At 68.6% G+C, this 17348-nt stretch carries 8 protein-coding genes; 6 read left to right on the top strand and 2 right to left on the bottom strand.

Going from position 1 to position 17348, the window contains the following annotated elements; genetic code table 11:
* Positions 1-55 precede the first annotated feature (55 nt).
* The 6 genes from G6N50_RS22050 to G6N50_RS22025 all read left to right on the top strand — a co-directional run bounded on the left by G6N50_RS22050 (position 56) and on the right by G6N50_RS22025 (position 10353).
* A complete protein-coding gene (locus G6N50_RS22050; protein WP_083097258.1) occupies positions 56-3382 on the top strand; it encodes an arabinosyltransferase domain-containing protein in 3327 nt (1108 codons plus the stop codon).
* Entirely contained in the window at positions 3379-6591 is a 3213-nt protein-coding gene (locus G6N50_RS22045) for an arabinosyltransferase domain-containing protein (RefSeq protein WP_083097257.1), read from the top strand. The genes G6N50_RS22050 and G6N50_RS22045 overlap by 4 nt, the downstream gene beginning before the upstream one ends.
* A gap of 170 nt (positions 6592-6761) precedes the next feature.
* A complete protein-coding gene (locus tag G6N50_RS22040) occupies positions 6762-7277 on the top strand; it encodes a hypothetical protein (protein WP_083097327.1) in 516 nt (171 codons plus the stop codon).
* Positions 7278-7392: 115 nt separating this feature from the next.
* Entirely contained in the window at positions 7393-7836 is a 444-nt protein-coding gene (locus tag G6N50_RS22035; RefSeq protein ID WP_083097255.1) for an FHA domain-containing protein, read from the top strand.
* A 13-nt stretch (positions 7837-7849) separates the two neighbouring features.
* Entirely contained in the window at positions 7850-8548 is a 699-nt protein-coding gene (locus G6N50_RS22030; RefSeq protein ID WP_083097254.1) for a Crp/Fnr family transcriptional regulator, read from the top strand.
* A gap of 29 nt (positions 8549-8577) precedes the next feature.
* Positions 8578-10353, top strand: coding sequence for an acyl-CoA dehydrogenase family protein (locus tag G6N50_RS22025; RefSeq protein ID WP_083097252.1), 1776 nt, complete (start codon positions 8578-8580; stop codon positions 10351-10353).
* 121 nt (positions 10354-10474) lie between these two features.
* Here G6N50_RS22025 and G6N50_RS22020 read toward each other — a convergent pair whose 3' ends face one another.
* Positions 10475-12049, bottom strand: coding sequence for an acyl-CoA carboxylase subunit beta (locus G6N50_RS22020; protein ID WP_142275663.1), 1575 nt, complete (start codon positions 12047-12049; stop codon positions 10475-10477).
* Positions 12050-12060: 11 nt separating this feature from the next.
* On the bottom strand, positions 12061-17334 hold the full coding sequence (gene pks13 / locus G6N50_RS22015; protein WP_372509887.1) for a polyketide synthase Pks13: 5274 nt from the start codon (positions 17332-17334) through the stop codon (positions 12061-12063).
* Positions 17335-17348 lie beyond the last annotated feature (14 nt).

Below are 17348 nucleotides of genomic sequence, written 5' to 3'. Positions count from 1 at the left end.
TTGCGCGGCCCCGCGTCCTTAGCGGACTAAGCCGCGTCGCTTACGATCGAGCCTCGTGCCCCACGACGGTAAAGAGCGATCGCAGCGGATCCCCCGGTCGGTGGCCGCCATCGCGGGCATCGTGGGTCTGCTGCTGTGCCTGTCTGTCCCGTTGCTTCCGGTGAAGCAGACCACCGCGACGGTGTTGTGGCCCCAAGGCAGCACGGACGGGCACGTCAGCCAGATCACCGCGCCCCTGGTGTCGGGGGCGCCCCGCGCGCTGGACATCTCCATTCCCTGCCCGGCCATCGCCACCCTGCCCGCCGGCGGCGGCCTGGTGGTCTCCACCCTGCCGCCCGGCGGCATGGACGCCGGGAAGAACGGGCTGTTCGTGCGGGCCAACCAGGACGTGGTCGTCGTCGCGTTCCGGGACACCGTGGCCGCGGTCGCACAACGCGCGGCCGTCGCCGCCGGGGCCTGCAGCGTGCTGCACGTCTGGGCCGACGCGGGCGCGACCGGCGCCGATTTCGTCGGCATACCCGGCGCCTCGGGTGTCCTGTCGCCGGAAAAGAAGCCGCAGGTCGGCGGCGTATTCACCGATTTGAAGGTGCCCGCGGGTCCGGGGCTGTCGGCGCGCATCGACATCGACACCCGATTCATCACCGCGCCCACGGTCATCAAGGAGATCGTGATGATCCTGGGCGCCCTGGCCGTGCTGACGGCCATCGTCGCGCTCGCGGTGCTGGACCGCCGGAGCCGGGGCGGCAGCACGCTGCTCAACTGGCGCTCCCCCATCGCCTGGCTGTCCAGGTACCGCCCCGGCACGCACCTGGCCAACTGGCGCCGGGTCGGCATCGCCACGTGGATCGCCGATGCCGGGGTGATCGCCACCCTGCTGCTGTGGCACGTCATCGGCGCCACCTCGTCGGATGACGGCTACAACCTGACCATCGCCCGCGTCGCCCCCGGCGCCGGCTACATCGCCAACTACTACCGCTATTTCGGCACCACGGACGCACCCTTCGACTGGTATCTCGGGCTGCTGGCCAAGATGGCCTCGGTGAGCACGGCCGGCGTGTGGATGCGGCTGCCCGCCACGATCGCCGCAATCGGGTGCTGGCTGATTATCAGCCATTGGGTGCTGCGCCGGCTGGGGCCGGGCCGTGGCGGCCTGGCGGCCAACCGGGTAGCGGTCTTCACCGCGGGCGCGGTGTTCGTGGCGGCGTGGCTGCCGTTCAACAACGGACTGCGACCCGAGCCGCTGATCGCCCTCGGCGTGCTGGTCACGTGGATGCTGGTCGAGCGGGCGATCGCGCTGCGGCGGCTGGCCCCGGCGGCGGTGGCCATCATCGTGGCGCTGCTCAGCGCGACCCTGGCACCGCAGGGCCTGATCGCCGTCGCCGCGCTGCTGACCGGTGCTCGGGCCGTCGCACAGACGATCCGGCGCCGCCGGGCGACCGACGGGCTGCTGGCACCGCTGGCGGTGCTGGCCGCTACGGTGTCGCTGATCCTCGTGGTGGTGTTCCGCAGCCAGACCCTGGCCACGGTCGGCGAGTCGGCCCGGATCAAGTACAAGGTCGGCCCGACCATCGCCTGGTACCAGGACTGGCTGCGCTACTACTTCCTCACCGTGGAATCCAACCCCGACGGATCGATGGCCCGGCGATTCGCGGTGCTGGTGCTGCTGCTGTGCATGTTCGGGATGCTGGTGACCCTGCTGCGCCGCGGCCGGATTCCGGGCGTGGCCAGCGGCCCGGCCTGGCGGTTGATCGGCACCACCGCGTTCGGCCTGCTGCTGTTGACCTTCACGCCAACCAAGTGGGCGGTCCAGTTCGGCGCGTTCGCCGGGCTGGCCGGGGCGCTGGGCGCAGTCACCGCGTTCGCCCTGTCCCGGATCGGCCTGCACAACCGACGCAACCTGACGCTGTACGTCACGGCCCTGCTGTTCGTGCTGGCGGTGGCAACCTCCGGCGTCAACGGCTGGTTCTACGTCGGCAACTACGGGGTGCCGTGGTACGACATCCAGCCGGTCATCGCCAGCCACCCGGTGACGTCGATGTTCTTGACGCTGTCGATCATCACCGGCCTGCTGGCCGCCTGGCAGCACTTCCGGATGGACTACGCCGGGCACACCGAGGTCAAGGACAACCGGCGCAACCGGGTGCTGGCGTCGACGCCGCTGCTGGTGGTCGCGACCATCATGGTCGTCGGCGAAGTCGCCTCGCTGACCAAGGGCGCGGTGTTCCGCTACCCGCTCTACACGACCGCCAAGGCCAACCTCGCCGCCATCAGTTCGGGACTGTCCCCCACCAGTTGCGCCATGGCCGACGACGTGCTGACCGAGCCCGACCCCAACGCCGGGATGCTGCAGCCAGCGCCCGGGCAGACGTTCGGCCCCGACGGCCCGCTGGGCGGCACCAACCCGGTCGGCTTCAAACCCGACGGCGTCGGCGACGACCTGAGGTCCTACCCGGTGGTCACCAAGCCGGGCGTGGTGAATTCCGACGCGTCACCGAACAAGCCCAACGCCGCCATGAGTGACTCCGCGGGCACGGCCGGCGGCAAAGGCCCCGTCGGCGTCAACGGCTCGAACGTCGCGCTGCCGTTCGGACTCGACCCGGCCCGGACCCCGGTGATGGGCAGCTACGGCGAAAACTCGCTGGCCGCCACCGCCACCTCGGCCTGGTACCAGCTGCCGCCGCGCACCGGCGACCGGCCGATCGTCGTGGTGTCGGCGTCCGGTGCCATCTGGTCGTACAAAGAGGACGGCACCTTCACCTACGGCCAGTCGCTGAAGTTGCAGTGGGGCGTCACCCGCCCTGACGGCACCACCCAGCCGCTCGCGGAGGTGCAGCCGATCGACATCGGGCCGGAGCCGGCGTGGCGCAATCTGCGGTTCCCGCTGACCTGGGCGCCGCCCGAGGCGAACGTGGCGCGCATCGTCGCCTACGACCCGAACTTGAGTTCGGACCAGTGGTTCGCGTTCACGCCACCGCGGGTTCCGGTGCTGCGGACCCTGCAGCAATTGATGGGATCGCGGACACCGGTGCTGATGGACATCGCGACCGCCGCGAACTTCCCGTGCCAGCGGCCGTTCTCCGAACACCTCGGCGTCGCCGAACTTCCGGAGTACCGGATCCTGCCCGACCACAAACAGACGGCGTCGTCGTCGAACGGGTGGCAGGCCGGCGAGGCCGGCGGGCCGTTCCTGTTCCTGCAGACGATGCTGCGCACCTCGACGGTCGCGACGTATCTGCGGGGCGACTGGTATCGGGACTGGGGATCCGTGGAGCAGTACTTCCGGTTGGTGCCGGCTGATCAGGCGCCGGACGCCGTAATCGAACAGGGTGTGATGACAGTGCACGGCTGGAGCCGGCAGGGACCGATTCGGGCACTCCCATGACCGACACGACCGTCGACCAGAACGTGCGCGCGACGCGGTGGGTCGCGACGATCGCCGGGCTGATCGGCTTCATCCTGTCGGTCGCGACGCCGCTGCTGCCCGTCGTGCAGACCACCGCGACGCTGAATTGGCCGCAGAACGACCAGCTGAACAGCGTTACCGCGCCGCTGATTTCACTGACCCCGGTCGACGTGCACGTGACCGTGCCGTGCTCGGTGGTGCGCGCCCTGCCACCGGAGGGCGGGGTCGTGCTCAGCACCGCGCCCAAGAAGGGCAAGGACGCCGCGCTCAACGCGCTGTTCGTGGTCGTCAACGGCAAGCGCGTCGACGTCACCGACCGCAACGTGGTGATCGCCAGCGCGGCGCGGGATCAGGTGGCAGGAGCCGCAGGTGCCCCCGGCTGTTCCAGCATTGAGATCACCTCGACAAAGGCGGGCGCCTACGCCACCTTTGTCGGGCTGAACGATCCGGCGGGCAAACCGCTCGGCGGCGGTTTCCCCGATCCGAACCTGCGGCCGCAGATCGTGGGGGTGTTCACCGACCTCAGCGGGCCGGCCCCGGCGGATTTGAAGTTGTCGGCGACCATCGACACCCGGTTCTCCACCACACCGACGACGCTGAAATTGGTCGCGATGGTGCTGGCGATCGTGTCCACCATCGTCTCTCTGGTCGCGCTGTGGCGGCTCGACCAGCTGGACGGTCACCGGATGCGCCGGCTGATCCCGGCGAACTGGCGCACGTTCACCCTGGCCGACGTCACGGTGATCTCCGGATTCGTGCTGTGGCATGTGATCGGGGCGAACTCCTCGGACGACGGCTACATCCTGGGCATGGCCCGGGTCGCCGACCGCGCCGGCTACATGTCGAACTACTTCCGCTGGTTCGGTAGCCCCGAAGACCCCTTCGGCTGGTACTACAACCTGCTGGCGCTGATGACCCATGTCACCGACGCCAGCCTGTGGATGCGGTTGCCGGACTTGATCGCCGGGATCGTGTGCTGGCTGCTGCTCTCGCGCGAGGTGCTGCCCCGGTTGGGGCCCGCGGTCGCCCGCAGCAGGGCGGCGAATTGGGCGGCGGGCATGGTCCTGTTGACCGCCTGGATGCCGTTCGACAACGGCCTGCGCCCCGAACCCATCATCGCCGTCGGCTCGCTGATCACCTACGTGCTGATCGAGCGGTCCATGCGTTACAGCCGGCTGACGCCCGCGGCGCTGGCGGTCATCACCGCGGCCTTCACGCTCGGCGTCCAGCCCACCGGGTTGATCGCCGTCGCGGCGTTGATCGCCGGTGGACGCCCGATCCTGCGCATTCTGGTCCGCCGGCATCGCCTGGTCGGTACCTGGCCGCTGGTGGCGCCGATGCTGGCCGCCGGCACGGTGATCCTGACCGTGGTGTTCGCCGATCAGACACTGTCAACGGTGTTGGAAGCCACCAGGATTCGCACCTCGATCGGCCCCAGTCAGGCCTGGTACACCGAGAACCTGCGCTACTACTACCTGATTCTTCCCACCGTCGACGGCTCGCTGTCGCGACGCTTCGGCTTCCTGCTCACCGCGCTGTGCCTCTTCACGGCCGTCTTCATCATGTTGCGGCGCAAGCGGGTTCCCGGTGTGGCGCGCGGGCCGGCCTGGCGGCTGATGGGCGTCATCTTCGGCACGATGTTCTTCCTGATGTTCACCCCCACCAAGTGGGTGCACCACTTCGGCTTGTTCGCCGCGGTGGGCGCGGCGATGGCCGCGCTGACGACGGTGCTGGTGTCGCACGAGATCTTGCGCTGGTCGCGCAACCGCATGGCGTTCCTGGCGGCGCTGTTCTTCGTGCTGGCGCTGTGTTTCGCCACCACGAACGGCTGGTGGTACGTCTCCAGCTACGGCGTACCGTTCAACAGCTCAATGCCGAAAATCGGCGGAATCACCATCAGCACAATCTTTTTCGCGTTCTTCGCGATTACCGCGCTGTGGGCGGTGTATCTGCACTTCGCGTCCAGGACCCGCGGCGAAGGACGACTGGCGCGGGTGCTGACGGCGGCGCCCATACCCGTTGCGGCCGGCTTCATGGCGCTCGTGTTCATCGCGTCGATGGTGGCCGGCATCGTTCGTCAGTACCCCACCTACTCGAACGCCTGGGACAACCTGCGAGAGTTCAGCGGCGGTTGCGGGCTGGCCGACGACGTGCTCGTCGAGCCGGACAGCAACGTCGGCTTCATGGCGCCCCTGCCGGACAACTTCGGCCCCCTGGGCCCGTTGGGCGGCGTCAACCCGACGGGATTCACGCCCAACGGTGTACCGGATCGCACGCTCGCCGAGTCGGTCAAGGAGACGGCGGTGCCGCAGCCCGGCACCGACTACGACTGGGACGCCCCACTCAAGCTGACGACGCCGGGCGTCAACCGGTCGACCGTGCCGCTGCCCTACGGCCTGGACCCCGCGCGTGTCCCGCTGGCCGGCAGCTACACCACCGGCGCGCAACAGCAGAGCCGGCTGACCTCGGCCTGGTATCAACTGCCGAAGCCCGACGCCGGGCATCCGCTGGTGGTGGTGACCGCCGCGGGCACGATCGCCGGCAACAGCATCCTGCACCACCACACCAACGGGCAGACCGTGGAACTGGAATTCGGCAGGCCCGGCCCCGACGGCTCCGTGCAGCCGGCCGGCCGCCTGGTGCCCTACGACCTGTACGGCGAGCAACCCAAGGTGTGGCGGAACCTGCGCTTCGCCCGCTCGCAGATGCCCGCCGACGCGGTCGCGGTGCGGGTGGTCGCCGAGGACCTGTCGCTGACACCGGACGACTGGATCGCGCTGACCCCGCCGCGGGTGCCTGAGCTGCGCTCCCTGCAGGAATACATCGGTTCCAAACGCCCGGTGCTGATGGACTGGGCGGTCGGGCTGGCGTTCCCGTGCCAGCAGCCGATGCTGCACGTCAACGGCGTCACCGAGATCCCGCAGTTCCGCATCACCCCGGATTACAACGCCAAGAAGCAGGACACCGACACCTGGCAGGACGGCGTCAACGGCGGCCTGCTGGGCATCACCGACCTGTTGCTGCGGGCCCACGTGATGTCGACCTACCTGTCCCACGACTGGGGCCGCGACTGGGGATCACTGCGCAAGTTCGACACCATCGCCGACGCGCAGCCGGCGCAGCTCGACCTGGGCACCGCCACCCGCACCGGCTGGTGGTCGCCCGGGCCGATCCGCATCAAGCCTTGAGCAAAAACGCGGTGCCGGGAAATGGCTTTGCGCCGTCATTATTCACCGGTCGAATAACGCAATGAATTAACGGTGCAGTAATTACCGGTCAAAGGTTTAATTCCGCCAATTTCGGGTCAATACTCTTTTTTCGCTGTGATCCCGTTCACATGACGGAAAAGGGTGGCCCCATGCACACGCTGACACGCCTGGGAACCTGCACGGCCGCGGTCACGGTGCTGATCGCCCCGGTCGTGACTTCGGCCATCGGCACGGCCACCGCCGAGGGCGGCGGCACCACCGTCGTATTCGACAACTACCTGCGGCGTTGCGATTTCAGCAAGGTCAGCATCGCGCCCAAGGTGCCCAGCCCGATGCTCGGCACCGGTTCGGCCGTCGTGCGCACGAGCGGAGCCCGGGCCGTCGCCGACGTGCATCTGGTCGACGGGCCCGAACCGGGCACGCATTTCGACGTCGGCCTCATCGAAGAACCCCGCCCGTCGTCGTCGACCTGTGGGCCCGGGGACCCGGGAACCGCCTTTACCGACATGGTCACCGACGGCGCCGGAAACGGGACTGCGACCGTGGCCGACACCATTCGGCCGGGCACGACCGGTGTTTGGGTGATTATCGAACGGGCGAATGCAAACTCGCAGAATCCGGCGGAGTTCTATACCTCTGAGTTCGTGGTGCCGGTCAACTCCTAGCCCCCGCCCGCACGCCGCCGCCACTGCCCGCCGCGGACAAAGCGGGGACTTCCGGCCCTGTTTTGGCGCTCGAGTCGGATGATGCGATGGGTTTCCAAGGACGTGAAGGGCAGCGGTGTCATTACCACAGGAAAACACAAGCCAGCAGCGAGCCGCGGCGGATGATGCCACCGGCGATATCGAGTCGCTGCGTGCCGATGCCCGCGATGAGATCGACAGCTCGTCGGCCGTAGTCGAAGCGGCGGCGACGCTGACTCGCGGCTCGGCCATGCTCGTGGTGAAGCGGGGTCCCAACGTCGGGGCGACATTCGTGTTGAACCAGCCGGTCATGAACGCCGGGCGGCATCCCGCCAGCGAAATCTTCCTCGACGACATCACGGTCAGCCGCAGGCACGCCGAATTCCGCACCGAGAACGGCGAATTCCGCGTCGTCGATCGCGGCAGCCTCAACGGCACCTACGTCAACCGCGCCACCGTCGATTCCGCGGTGCTGGCCAACGGCGACGTAGTCCAGATCGGCAATTTCCGGCTGGTTTTCCTGACCGCCGAAGCGCCCTGACCGAGGGGGATTCGTGACCACTGCATCCGGCCGCGGTGCGGACCACGTTCAGGTACGCACCTCCGAATTCAAGTCCGGCGAAACAATTTTCAGCCAGGGCGAGCCCGGTGATCGCGTCTATCTGATCGTCGAAGGGGCGGTGAAGATCAGCTATCGCGGGCCCGCCGGGCGCTGCAGCCTCCGGGCGATCATCGGCCCCGCGGACATCTTCGGCGAGCTGGCGGTGTTCGATCCCGGTCCCCGCGCGTGCACCGCCACCGCGATCACCGATGTGCGGGCGATGTCGCTGGACCGCGCCGCACTGCGCGCACTGATGGCACAACAGCCGGCCATCGCCGAACAGCTGCTGCGCACGATGACCCGGCAGGTGCAGCACAGCGAACGACAACTCGTCGAACTGGTTTCCAGCGATGTCACCGCGCGCGTTGCCCGTCAGCTGCTGGTGTTGGGCGAGCGGTTCGGCACCCGCGAGGGCGACGTGCTGCGGCTCGCACTCGAGCTCAGCCAGGACGAGATGGCCCAACTCGTGGGCGCGGACCGGGTTTCGGTGAACAGGGCGTTGCGCAATTTCGCCACTCGGGGCTGGATCCTGTTGGAAGGCAAGACCGTTGTGATCATCAACCCCAAGGCGCTGGCCCGGCGCGCCGAGGCGGGCGCCCGATCCGGGCCGGGCCCGAATCGCCGGCGCCGCCCGCTGCGGGCCACTGCCTGACGATCGGCTCGGCGCGTAGCGTCTCACCCATGAGCGACTACGCCGCAGAGGCGGTGGACCGGCTGCCGTTTTCCACCGACGAGAAATCGCAGCGCTACGCGACGGAGAACTACCGCGGGGCCGTCGGGCTCAACTGGTACCTGATCGATCCCACGCTGCAGTTCACCATGGCCTATTACCTTAAGCCCGAGGAACTGCCGCTGGCCGAACGCCACTTGACGCGCATCGGTGAATTGATGGGCGGTCCGGTGGCGCGGTGGGCCGAGGAGACGGATCGCAACCCGCCCCGGCTGCAGCGCTACGACCGGTGGGGTCATGACATCAGCGAGGTGGTCATGCCGACCTCCTTCACACAGTCCAAGCGCGCGGTCCTGGATGCCCAACAGGCGCTGCGCACCGAGGCACGCGGGGCGAAGATGAGCTCGTCGCTCACCATGTTCGCGTCGAATTACCTGCTCAACCAAGCCGATATCGGGATGGGTTGCGCGTTGGGCACCGGCGGCGGCATGGTCCAGTCGCTGGTGGCCGCGTACGCACCGCCCGATGTGGCCGAGCATGTGCTGGCCAAATTCGCCTCCGGTGAGTGGGCCGGCGAGACGGCGCAGCTGTTGACCGAACGCACGGGCGGCTCCGATCTGGGCGCGCTGGAGACGACGGCCACGCGGCATGGTGACGCGTGGTTGTTGAACGGCTTCAAGTGGTTTGCGTCCAACTGCGCCGGGGAGGCGTTCGTCGTCCTGGCCAAACCCGAAGGCGCACCGGACTCTTCGCGGGGCGTCGCCAACTTCCTGGTGCTGCGCACCCGCCGCGACGGCTCGCGCAACGGGGTGCGGGTCCGGCGGCTCAAGGACAAGCTCGGCACCCGCTCCGTGGCCTCGGGCGAGGTCGAATTCGTCGATGCCGAAGCGTTTCTGCTGTCCGGCGAGCCCACCGACGCCGCCGCGGGACCGTCGGACGGCAAGGGGCTGGGCCGCATGATGGAGCTGACCAACGCCGCGCGCCTGGGCATCGCCTTGTTCGCGCTCGGCAATGCGCGTCGCGCCCTGGTCGAATCGGTGTGTTATGCCCGCCAACGCCGGGCCTTCGGCGAAGCTCTCATCGACAAACCGCTGATGCGGCGGAAACTCGCCGAGATGATCGTCGACGTTGAGGCCGCCGCGGCGTTGGTGTTCGACGGCACCGGCGCCACCAACCATCGCCAGCCGCGTCCCATGCGGCAACGCATCGCCGTGCCCGTCACCAAACTCAGGGTGTGCCGGCTGGGGATCACCGCGGCCTCGGATGCGATCGAAATCCACGGCGGCAACGGCTATGTCGAGACCTGGCCGGTGGCGCGGCTGCTGCGCGACGCGCAGGTGAACACGATCTGGGAGGGGCCGGACAACATTCTGTGTCTGGATGTGCGACGCGGGATCGAGCAGACCCGCGCGCACGAGTCGCTGCTGGCGCGGTTGCGCGACGCGGTGTCGGTCGCCGACGACGACGAAGCCACCCGGCTGGTCGCCGGCCGGATCGAGGATCTGGACGCCGCGATCACCGCGTGGACCAAGCTCGACAGGGAGACGGCCGAGGCGCGGCTGTTCCCGCTGGCCCAATTCATGGGCGACGTCTACGCCGGCGCGCTACTCATCGAGCAGGCCGCCTGGGAGCGGGCCATCCGGGGCGGTGAACGCAAGGCACTGGTGGCCCGGCTGCACGCGCAGCGCTATCTCGCCGATCGAGGGGCGCTGCGCGGTATCGACGCCGACTCCGACAAGGCGCTGGAGCGCTTCGACGAACTGCTCGACGGCGCGCTGCGGCTCTAGCCGTCGGTACGGTGGTTGCGAAATCACAAGCGCCACTTCGACATGCGTTAGCGCATGCGCTAGCACTTTTGCGGAGTCACCTATTGCCTGGAAAGACGCGGCCCCCGCGCCGGCAAGAGGACTAGATCGGGATGAGCCCGTGCTTGCGTGCCGTGCGGAACCACAACTGCTTGTCCCGCAACAGCTTCATGGACTTGCGCAGCAGCAGCCGGGTCTCGTGCGGGTCGATGACCGCGTCGATGAATCCGCGTTCGGCGGCGGTCCACGGGATCGCCATGTTTAGGTTGTAGCCCTCGATGAAGTCCTTCTTGATCTGCTGCGCCTCGGGCGTGGTCGGGTCCGGGAACCGCTTCATCAGCAGCTGCGCGGCCCCCTCAGCGCCGATCACCGCGATGCGCGCGGTCGGCCAGGCGAAGTTGAAGTCGGCGGTCAACTGCCGCGACCCCATCACCGCGTAGGCGCCGCCGTACGACTTGCGGACCGTGATGGTCACCTTCGGCACGTCGGCCTCGACCACCGAGTACAGGAACCGGCCGCCGCGCTTGATGATGCCGTTCTTCTCCTGCTCGGCGCCCGGCAGGAAGCCCGGGGTGTCCACCACGAAGACCAGCGGGATGTTGAACGCGTCGCAGAACCGGATGAACCGCGCCGCCTTATCGGAGGCCTCGTTGTCGATCGACCCGGACAAGTACATGGGCTGGTTGGCGATGACGCCCACCGGGCGTCCGTCGACCCGGGCGAATCCGGTGATGATGGCCGGCCCGTGTTGCGCGGCGACGTCGAGGAAGTCGCCGTCGTCGAAGATCCGCAGCAGGATCTCGTGCATGTCGTAGGCCATGTTGTCCGAGTCCGGCACGATCGAGTCGAGCTCCAGATCGGTCGGGGTGGTCTCCGGCTCGAGGCCGGGGTTGACGATCGGCGGCTCGCTGACGGCGCTCGACGGCAGAAACGACAGGAAGTCGCGCACGTACTGGAACGCCTCGGCCTCGGAGTCGACCACCTGATGGATGTTGCCGTTGCGGGCCTGCGCATCGGAGCCGCCGAGCTCGTCGAGGGTGACGTCTTCGCCGGTGACCTCTCGGATCACGTCGGGCCCGGTGACGAAGAAGTACCCCTGGTCACGCACCGAGACCAGCAGGTCGTCCTGGATCGGCGAATACACCGCTCCCCCAGCGCATTTCCCGAAGATGAGGGAGATCTGCGGCACCAGCCCGGACAGCGCCTCGTGGCGGCGGCCCAGCTCGGCGTACCACGCCAGCGAGGTGACCGCGTCCTGGATGCGGGCACCACCGGAGTCCTGGATGCCGATGATCGGGCAGCCAACCATGGCGCACCATTCCATCAGCCTGGCCACCTTGCGGCCGAACATCTCACCGACGGTGCCCTGGAACACCGTCTGGTCGTGGGAGAACACCCCGACCGGCCGGCCGTCGATCATGGCGTGCCCGGTGACGCACCCGTCGCCGTAGAGCGCGTTCGGGTCGTTCGGGGTCTTGGCCAGCGCCCCGGTCTCCAGGAAGGTGCCCGGATCGACCAGCGCCTGCACCCGGGCGCGTGCGCTCGGGATGCCCTTCTTATCGCGCTTGGCGACGGCCTTCTCGCCGCCGGGCTCTTTGGCCAGTTCCAGGCGAGCGTAGAGCTCGGCCAGCTTCTCGGCGGTGGTGTGCTGGATGGGAGCTACCCCCGAAGCTGGCACGGTCTCCGTCACTACTTGCCCACCTCACTCGTCTGACTGGTTTCCGCCTCCACCTTATTCAGCACGTCCGCGAGGTGAGCACCCACCTTGCCGATGATCGGTTCGTCGATGGCCTGGATGTGTTCGCCACCGATCGGCACCACCTCGAGGTCAGCCACGTACTCGCCCCAGCCGCCGTCGGGCTTGCGGATCGCATACCGCGGCTCGAACTCGACGACGTCGTCGTGGTAGCGGTCGGCCATGTACAGGGTGACGTGGCCGTCGTACGGCTCGATCTGGACGGTCTCGAGCGCCCGGTTGTCCAGGTAGGACGTCCGCTGGTGCTCGACGATGCCACCCGGAATCTGCACACCGCTCTGCTGGACGATGTCCAGCACGAACTTGACCTGCCCCTCGTCGTCGAGCTCTTCGAGCTGCTCGTAGGGGATCGCGGGGATCTCGACGTTGAAGGTGCGCTCGGCGAACTTCGCGTACCGGTCCCAGCGCTTGCGGGTCTCCTCCCGGGTCTGCGGAATCTCCTCGCCGGCGCGCACCGTGTCGATCATCCCGACGAAGCGCACGTCGGCGCCGGCCCGCTTCAGCCCGATCGCGCACGCGTACGCCAGCGCGCCGCCGAGCGACCACCCGGCCAGGATGAACGGCTTGCCCTCGTTCATCTCCAGCAGCTTCGGCACGTACTGGGCGGCCCGCTCCTGCACGGTGCCCTCCACGCGCTCGAACCCGTACATCGGCGTGTCCGCGGGCAGCCGGTTCAGCAGCGGCTCGTAGACCACGGTCGAACCGCCGGCCGGGTGGAACACGAACACCGGTATCTGCGACTCGTTCTGCGGGGCCCGCAGGGTGCGGACGAAGCCGTCGATCTGACCGGCCTCGAGGTACTGGCGGACCTTTTCGGCCAGCTCCTCGATGGTCTCCGACGACAGGACGTCCTGGGCGCTGATGTCGCCCTCGGCGCGCTCGGAGAGCCGCTGCGCCATCTTGGCCGCGGTGTCCTCGTCGAGCTTGGGCAGCGGGTTGAAGATGCCGCCCGGCGACTTGCCCGTGACGATCGCCCAGGTGGCGAAGGTGACCCGCTCGGCCGCATCACGCGGCGGCACATCGGAGTTCAGCGCCTTGGCCACCGCTTCCTGGCTGAGCGCGCCCGCGAGATCCGGCTTCGCGCCGTTGGTCACCGCGCCCTTCGGGCCGGACGGATCCGTCGGCGGCGGCGGGATCGGCGCGTCCGAGGAGGGCGGGGCCGGCTGAGTCTCGGGCTCGGCCTGCGGGTCCGGTGCGGGTGCCGCGGCCGAGGTCGGCGTCGCCCCGCTGAGCAACTGGGCCTGCTCCCGGGCGATCTCCTCGGGCGTCTGCGTCTTCTGGTGCTCGTGCAGCTGCTCGACCTCGTCGCGGTGCTCGATCGCATACTCGATCAGCTTCTCGACGGCGTACAGGTTGGCGTCGCGCACGGCCGTCAGCTGGATCGGCGGCAGGTCGAAGTCGTATTCGACGCGGTTCTTGATCCGCACCGCCATCAGCGAGTCCAGGCCGAGCTCGATCAGCGGCACCTCCCACGGCAGGTCCTCGGGCTCGTAACCCATTGCCGCCGAGACGATCAAGCCCAGCCTCTCGCCGATGGTCTCGCCGGAATCCGGTGTCCACCGGCCCACGCTGGACGGCAGGTAGCGGTTGGTCAGGCTGTCCGACAGCGTCTCGGCGTCGGCCTCCTCGGCCGGCGCCTGGGAAGCCTCGACCGCGGCGATCGTGGCCGGGGCGGTGATCGTCGCGCCGGCGCCCACCGCGGCCGGCAATGCGGCGACACTCTGACCGGCCCGTGCCACCAGCGCGTCGTAGACCAGGGTGAAGGACTCGTCGATACGGGCGTGCACCTGAATCGACGCGCCACCCGGGTGCCGGGTCATCGTCGTCACCAGCCGGGCGCCCGCGCCGGGCACCGCGCGCTGCTCGGACGCCACCAGCTGTGCATCCGAAAGAACTTGTGTCGCAGCGGATTTCACCAGCGCGGCCAGGTCCGTCTCGCCGTTGCGCGGGGCGAACTCCCAGACGTGGCGACCATCCGGCAGCGCAACATGCGTCCCGGGCATGATCACCGAGCCGTCGCCGGAGAAGTGCACGTCCAGCCAGTGCTCTTTGCGCTTGAACCGGGTCGGCGGGATGTTCGCGTAGTCCTCGGGGCCTTGCGCACGGGTGAACAGGGTGCGGATGTCCAGGTCGTGACCGTGGACGTAGAGCTGGGCCATGGCCGAGATCATCGACTCGACGTCGTCCTGCTTGCGGGCCAGCGTCGGAATCAGTTGAGCGTCATGAAGACCCGCGGCGGCGGTGGTGAGGCCGATCTGCATCAGCGCCACCGGGTTGGGCGCGAGTTCCAGGAAGGTGGTGTGGCCGCTGTCGACGGCGTTGCGGACGCCATGGGTGAAGTACACCGAATGCCGCATGCCCTTGACCCAGTAGGCGACATCGTGGATCGGCTCGCCACCGGGCTTGATGTAAGTCCCCTCGTGCACGGTCGAGAAGATGCCGACGTTCGGGCTCAGCGGGTGGATCCCCTGCAGCTCGGCGGAGAACTCACCGAGCAGCGGATCCATCTGCGAGGTGTGGCCGGCGCCCTTGGTCTGCAGCTTACGGGCGAACCGGCCCTCGGCTTCCGCCCGGGCGACGATCGCGTCGATCTGCTCGGGCGGGCCGCCGATGACGGTCTGGCTGGGTGCGGCGTAGACGCACACCTCTAGGCCGGGGAAGTCGGCGAACACCGTCTTGAGCTCGTCGGCGGAGTACTCGACGAGCGCCATGAACCGGATGTACTCGCCGAACAGCATCGCCTCGCCCTCGCCCATCAGGTGTGAGCGCGAGGCGATCACGCGGGCCGCATCCGCCAGCGACAGGCCGCCGGCGAAGTAGGCCGACGCGGGCTCCCCGAGCGACTGGCCAACCACCGCAGCGGGTTTGGCGCCATGGTGCTTGAGCAACTCGCCCAGGGCGATCTGGATCGCGAAGATGACGACGTTGCTGGTCTCGATGCCGTAGTCCTGCGAGTCGTCGAGGATCAGCTCGAGAATCGAGTAGCCCCGCTCGTCCTGGATCAGCGCGTCGACCTTCTCGATCCACTCGGCGAAGACCTCGTTGCGCAGGTACAGGTTCTTGCCCATCTTGCGGTGCTGCGCACCGAAACCGGCCATCGCCCAGACCGGTCCGCTGGTCACCGGCCCGTCGGTGCTGAACACGTTGGGTCGCTGCTTGCCCTCGGCGATCGCCCGCAGGCCCTTGACGGCCTCGTCGTGGTCGTGGGCCAGCACCACCGCACGCGAGCGGCCGTGGTTGCGCCGCGACAGCGCCCGGCCGATCGATTCCAGCGACGACGCCCGGCCTTCCGGGGTTTCCATCCAGTCCGCGAGCTCGGCGGCGGCGGCCCTCTTGCGCGACGTCAGGAACGCCGACACCGCGAGCGGGATCAGCGGCTTGGTCGGCTCCGACTCCTCTTGCGCGGCAAGCTCTTCCAGCGCGATCTCCTTGAGGCGCAGCGCCTCGTCGGTCACGCCCGGCAGCTCGTATTCTTCCTCCTCCACCTCGGAGGCGTCGGGGATGATGTTGCCGAAATCGTCGAACCGCAGCGAGTGGCTTTCCATCGTGGGCGCCTCGGCCGCGTCGGCGGTCGGGGCGGCGGCGGGCTGCGGCTCGGCTTCGCGCTCGACGACGTCACGGGGCAGCACCTCGCGCACCACCAGGTGGGCGTTGGCGCCACCGAAGCCGAAGCTGGACACCCCGGCCAGCGCGTAGCCGCCGTAGCGCGGCCAATCGCTCGCGCTGTCAATGACTTTCAGGCGCATGCCGTCGAAGTCGATGTAGGGGCTGGGGCCGGCGAAGTTGATCGACGGCGGCAGCTTGTCGTGCTGCAACGCCAGCACCACCTTGGCCAGGCTCGCCGCTCCGGCGGCCGACTCCAGGTGTCCCACATTGGTTTTCACCGCACCCAGCAGCGCCGGACGATCGGCGGGCCGGCCCCGGCCGACGACCCGGCCCAGCGCCTCGGCCTCGATCGGGTCACCCAGGACCGTGCCGGTGCCGTGCGCCTCGATGTAGTCCACGGTGCGCGGATCGATGCCGGCGTCCTTGTACGCCCGGCGCAGCACCTCGGCCTGGGCGTCCTGGTTGGGGGCGATCAGCCCGTTGGACCGGCCGTCGTGGTTGACCGCGCTGCCGGCGATGACGGCCAGGATCTGGTCGCCGTCGCGACGGGCGTCGTCGACCCGCTTGAGCACGAACATGCCGCCACCCTCGGAGCGGGTATAGCCGTCGGCGTCCGACGAGAACGACTTGATCCGGCCGTCGGGGGCCAGCACCGCGCCGATCTCGTCGAAACCGAGCGTCACCAACGGCGTGAGTAACGCGTTGACGCCACCGGCGACGGCCACGTCACATTCGCCGTTACGCAGCGCCTGCACCGCCTGATGCGTCGCCACCAGCGAGCTCGAGCAGGCGGTGTCCAGCGCCACCGACGGGCCGCGGAAGTCGTAGAAGTAGGACACCCGGTTGGCGATGATCGAGGTGGCGGTGCCGGTGATCGCATAGGGGTGCGCGACCGACGGGTCGGAGACCGCCAGGAATTGGTAGTCGTTGTTGGAGAAGCCGACGTACACGCCGACGGCCTCGCCGCGCAGGCTCGACGCCGGAATCCGGGCGTGCTCGAGCGCCTCCCACGTGAGCTCCAGCGCCATCCGCTGCTGCGGGTCGATGTTGTCGGCTTCGGTCTTGGCGACGGCGAAGAACTCCGAGTCGAAGCCCTTGACGTCCTTCAGATAGCCGCCGCGCGTGCGTGCCGTCGCGACCCGCGCGGCGATCCGCGGCTCTTCCAGGAACTCCGACCACCGGCCCTCGGGCAGGTCGCTGATGGCGTCGCGGCCCTCCATCAGGGCCAGCCAGGTCTCCTCCGGGGAGTTCATGTCGCCCGGCAGCCGCGTCGACAGGCCCACAATCGCGATGTCGACGCGCTCGGCCGGGCCGGTGCGGCTCCAGTCGGCGCCGTCGAGGCCGTCATCGGGGCGTTCGGGTTCGCCCTCGATGATGCGGGTGGCCAGCGACTCGATGGTCGGGTGCTGGAACGCGACCGCGACCGACAGGGTCACACCGGTCATGTCCTCGATGTCGGCGGCCATCGCCACGGCATCGCGCGACGCCAAGCCCAGCTCGACCATCGGCACCGACTCGTCGATGTCGTCGGGTGATTTCCCGACGGCCCGGCCCACCCAGTTGCGCAGCCACTGGCGCATCTCGGGGACGGTCATGTCCATTTTCTTGGCGGGCA

The sequence above is a fragment of the Mycobacterium mantenii genome (assembly GCF_010731775.1).
GTDB classification, from domain to species: Bacteria; Actinomycetota; Actinomycetes; order Mycobacteriales; family Mycobacteriaceae; genus Mycobacterium; species Mycobacterium mantenii.
This window is presented reverse-complemented; position numbering and strand designations above follow the sequence as displayed.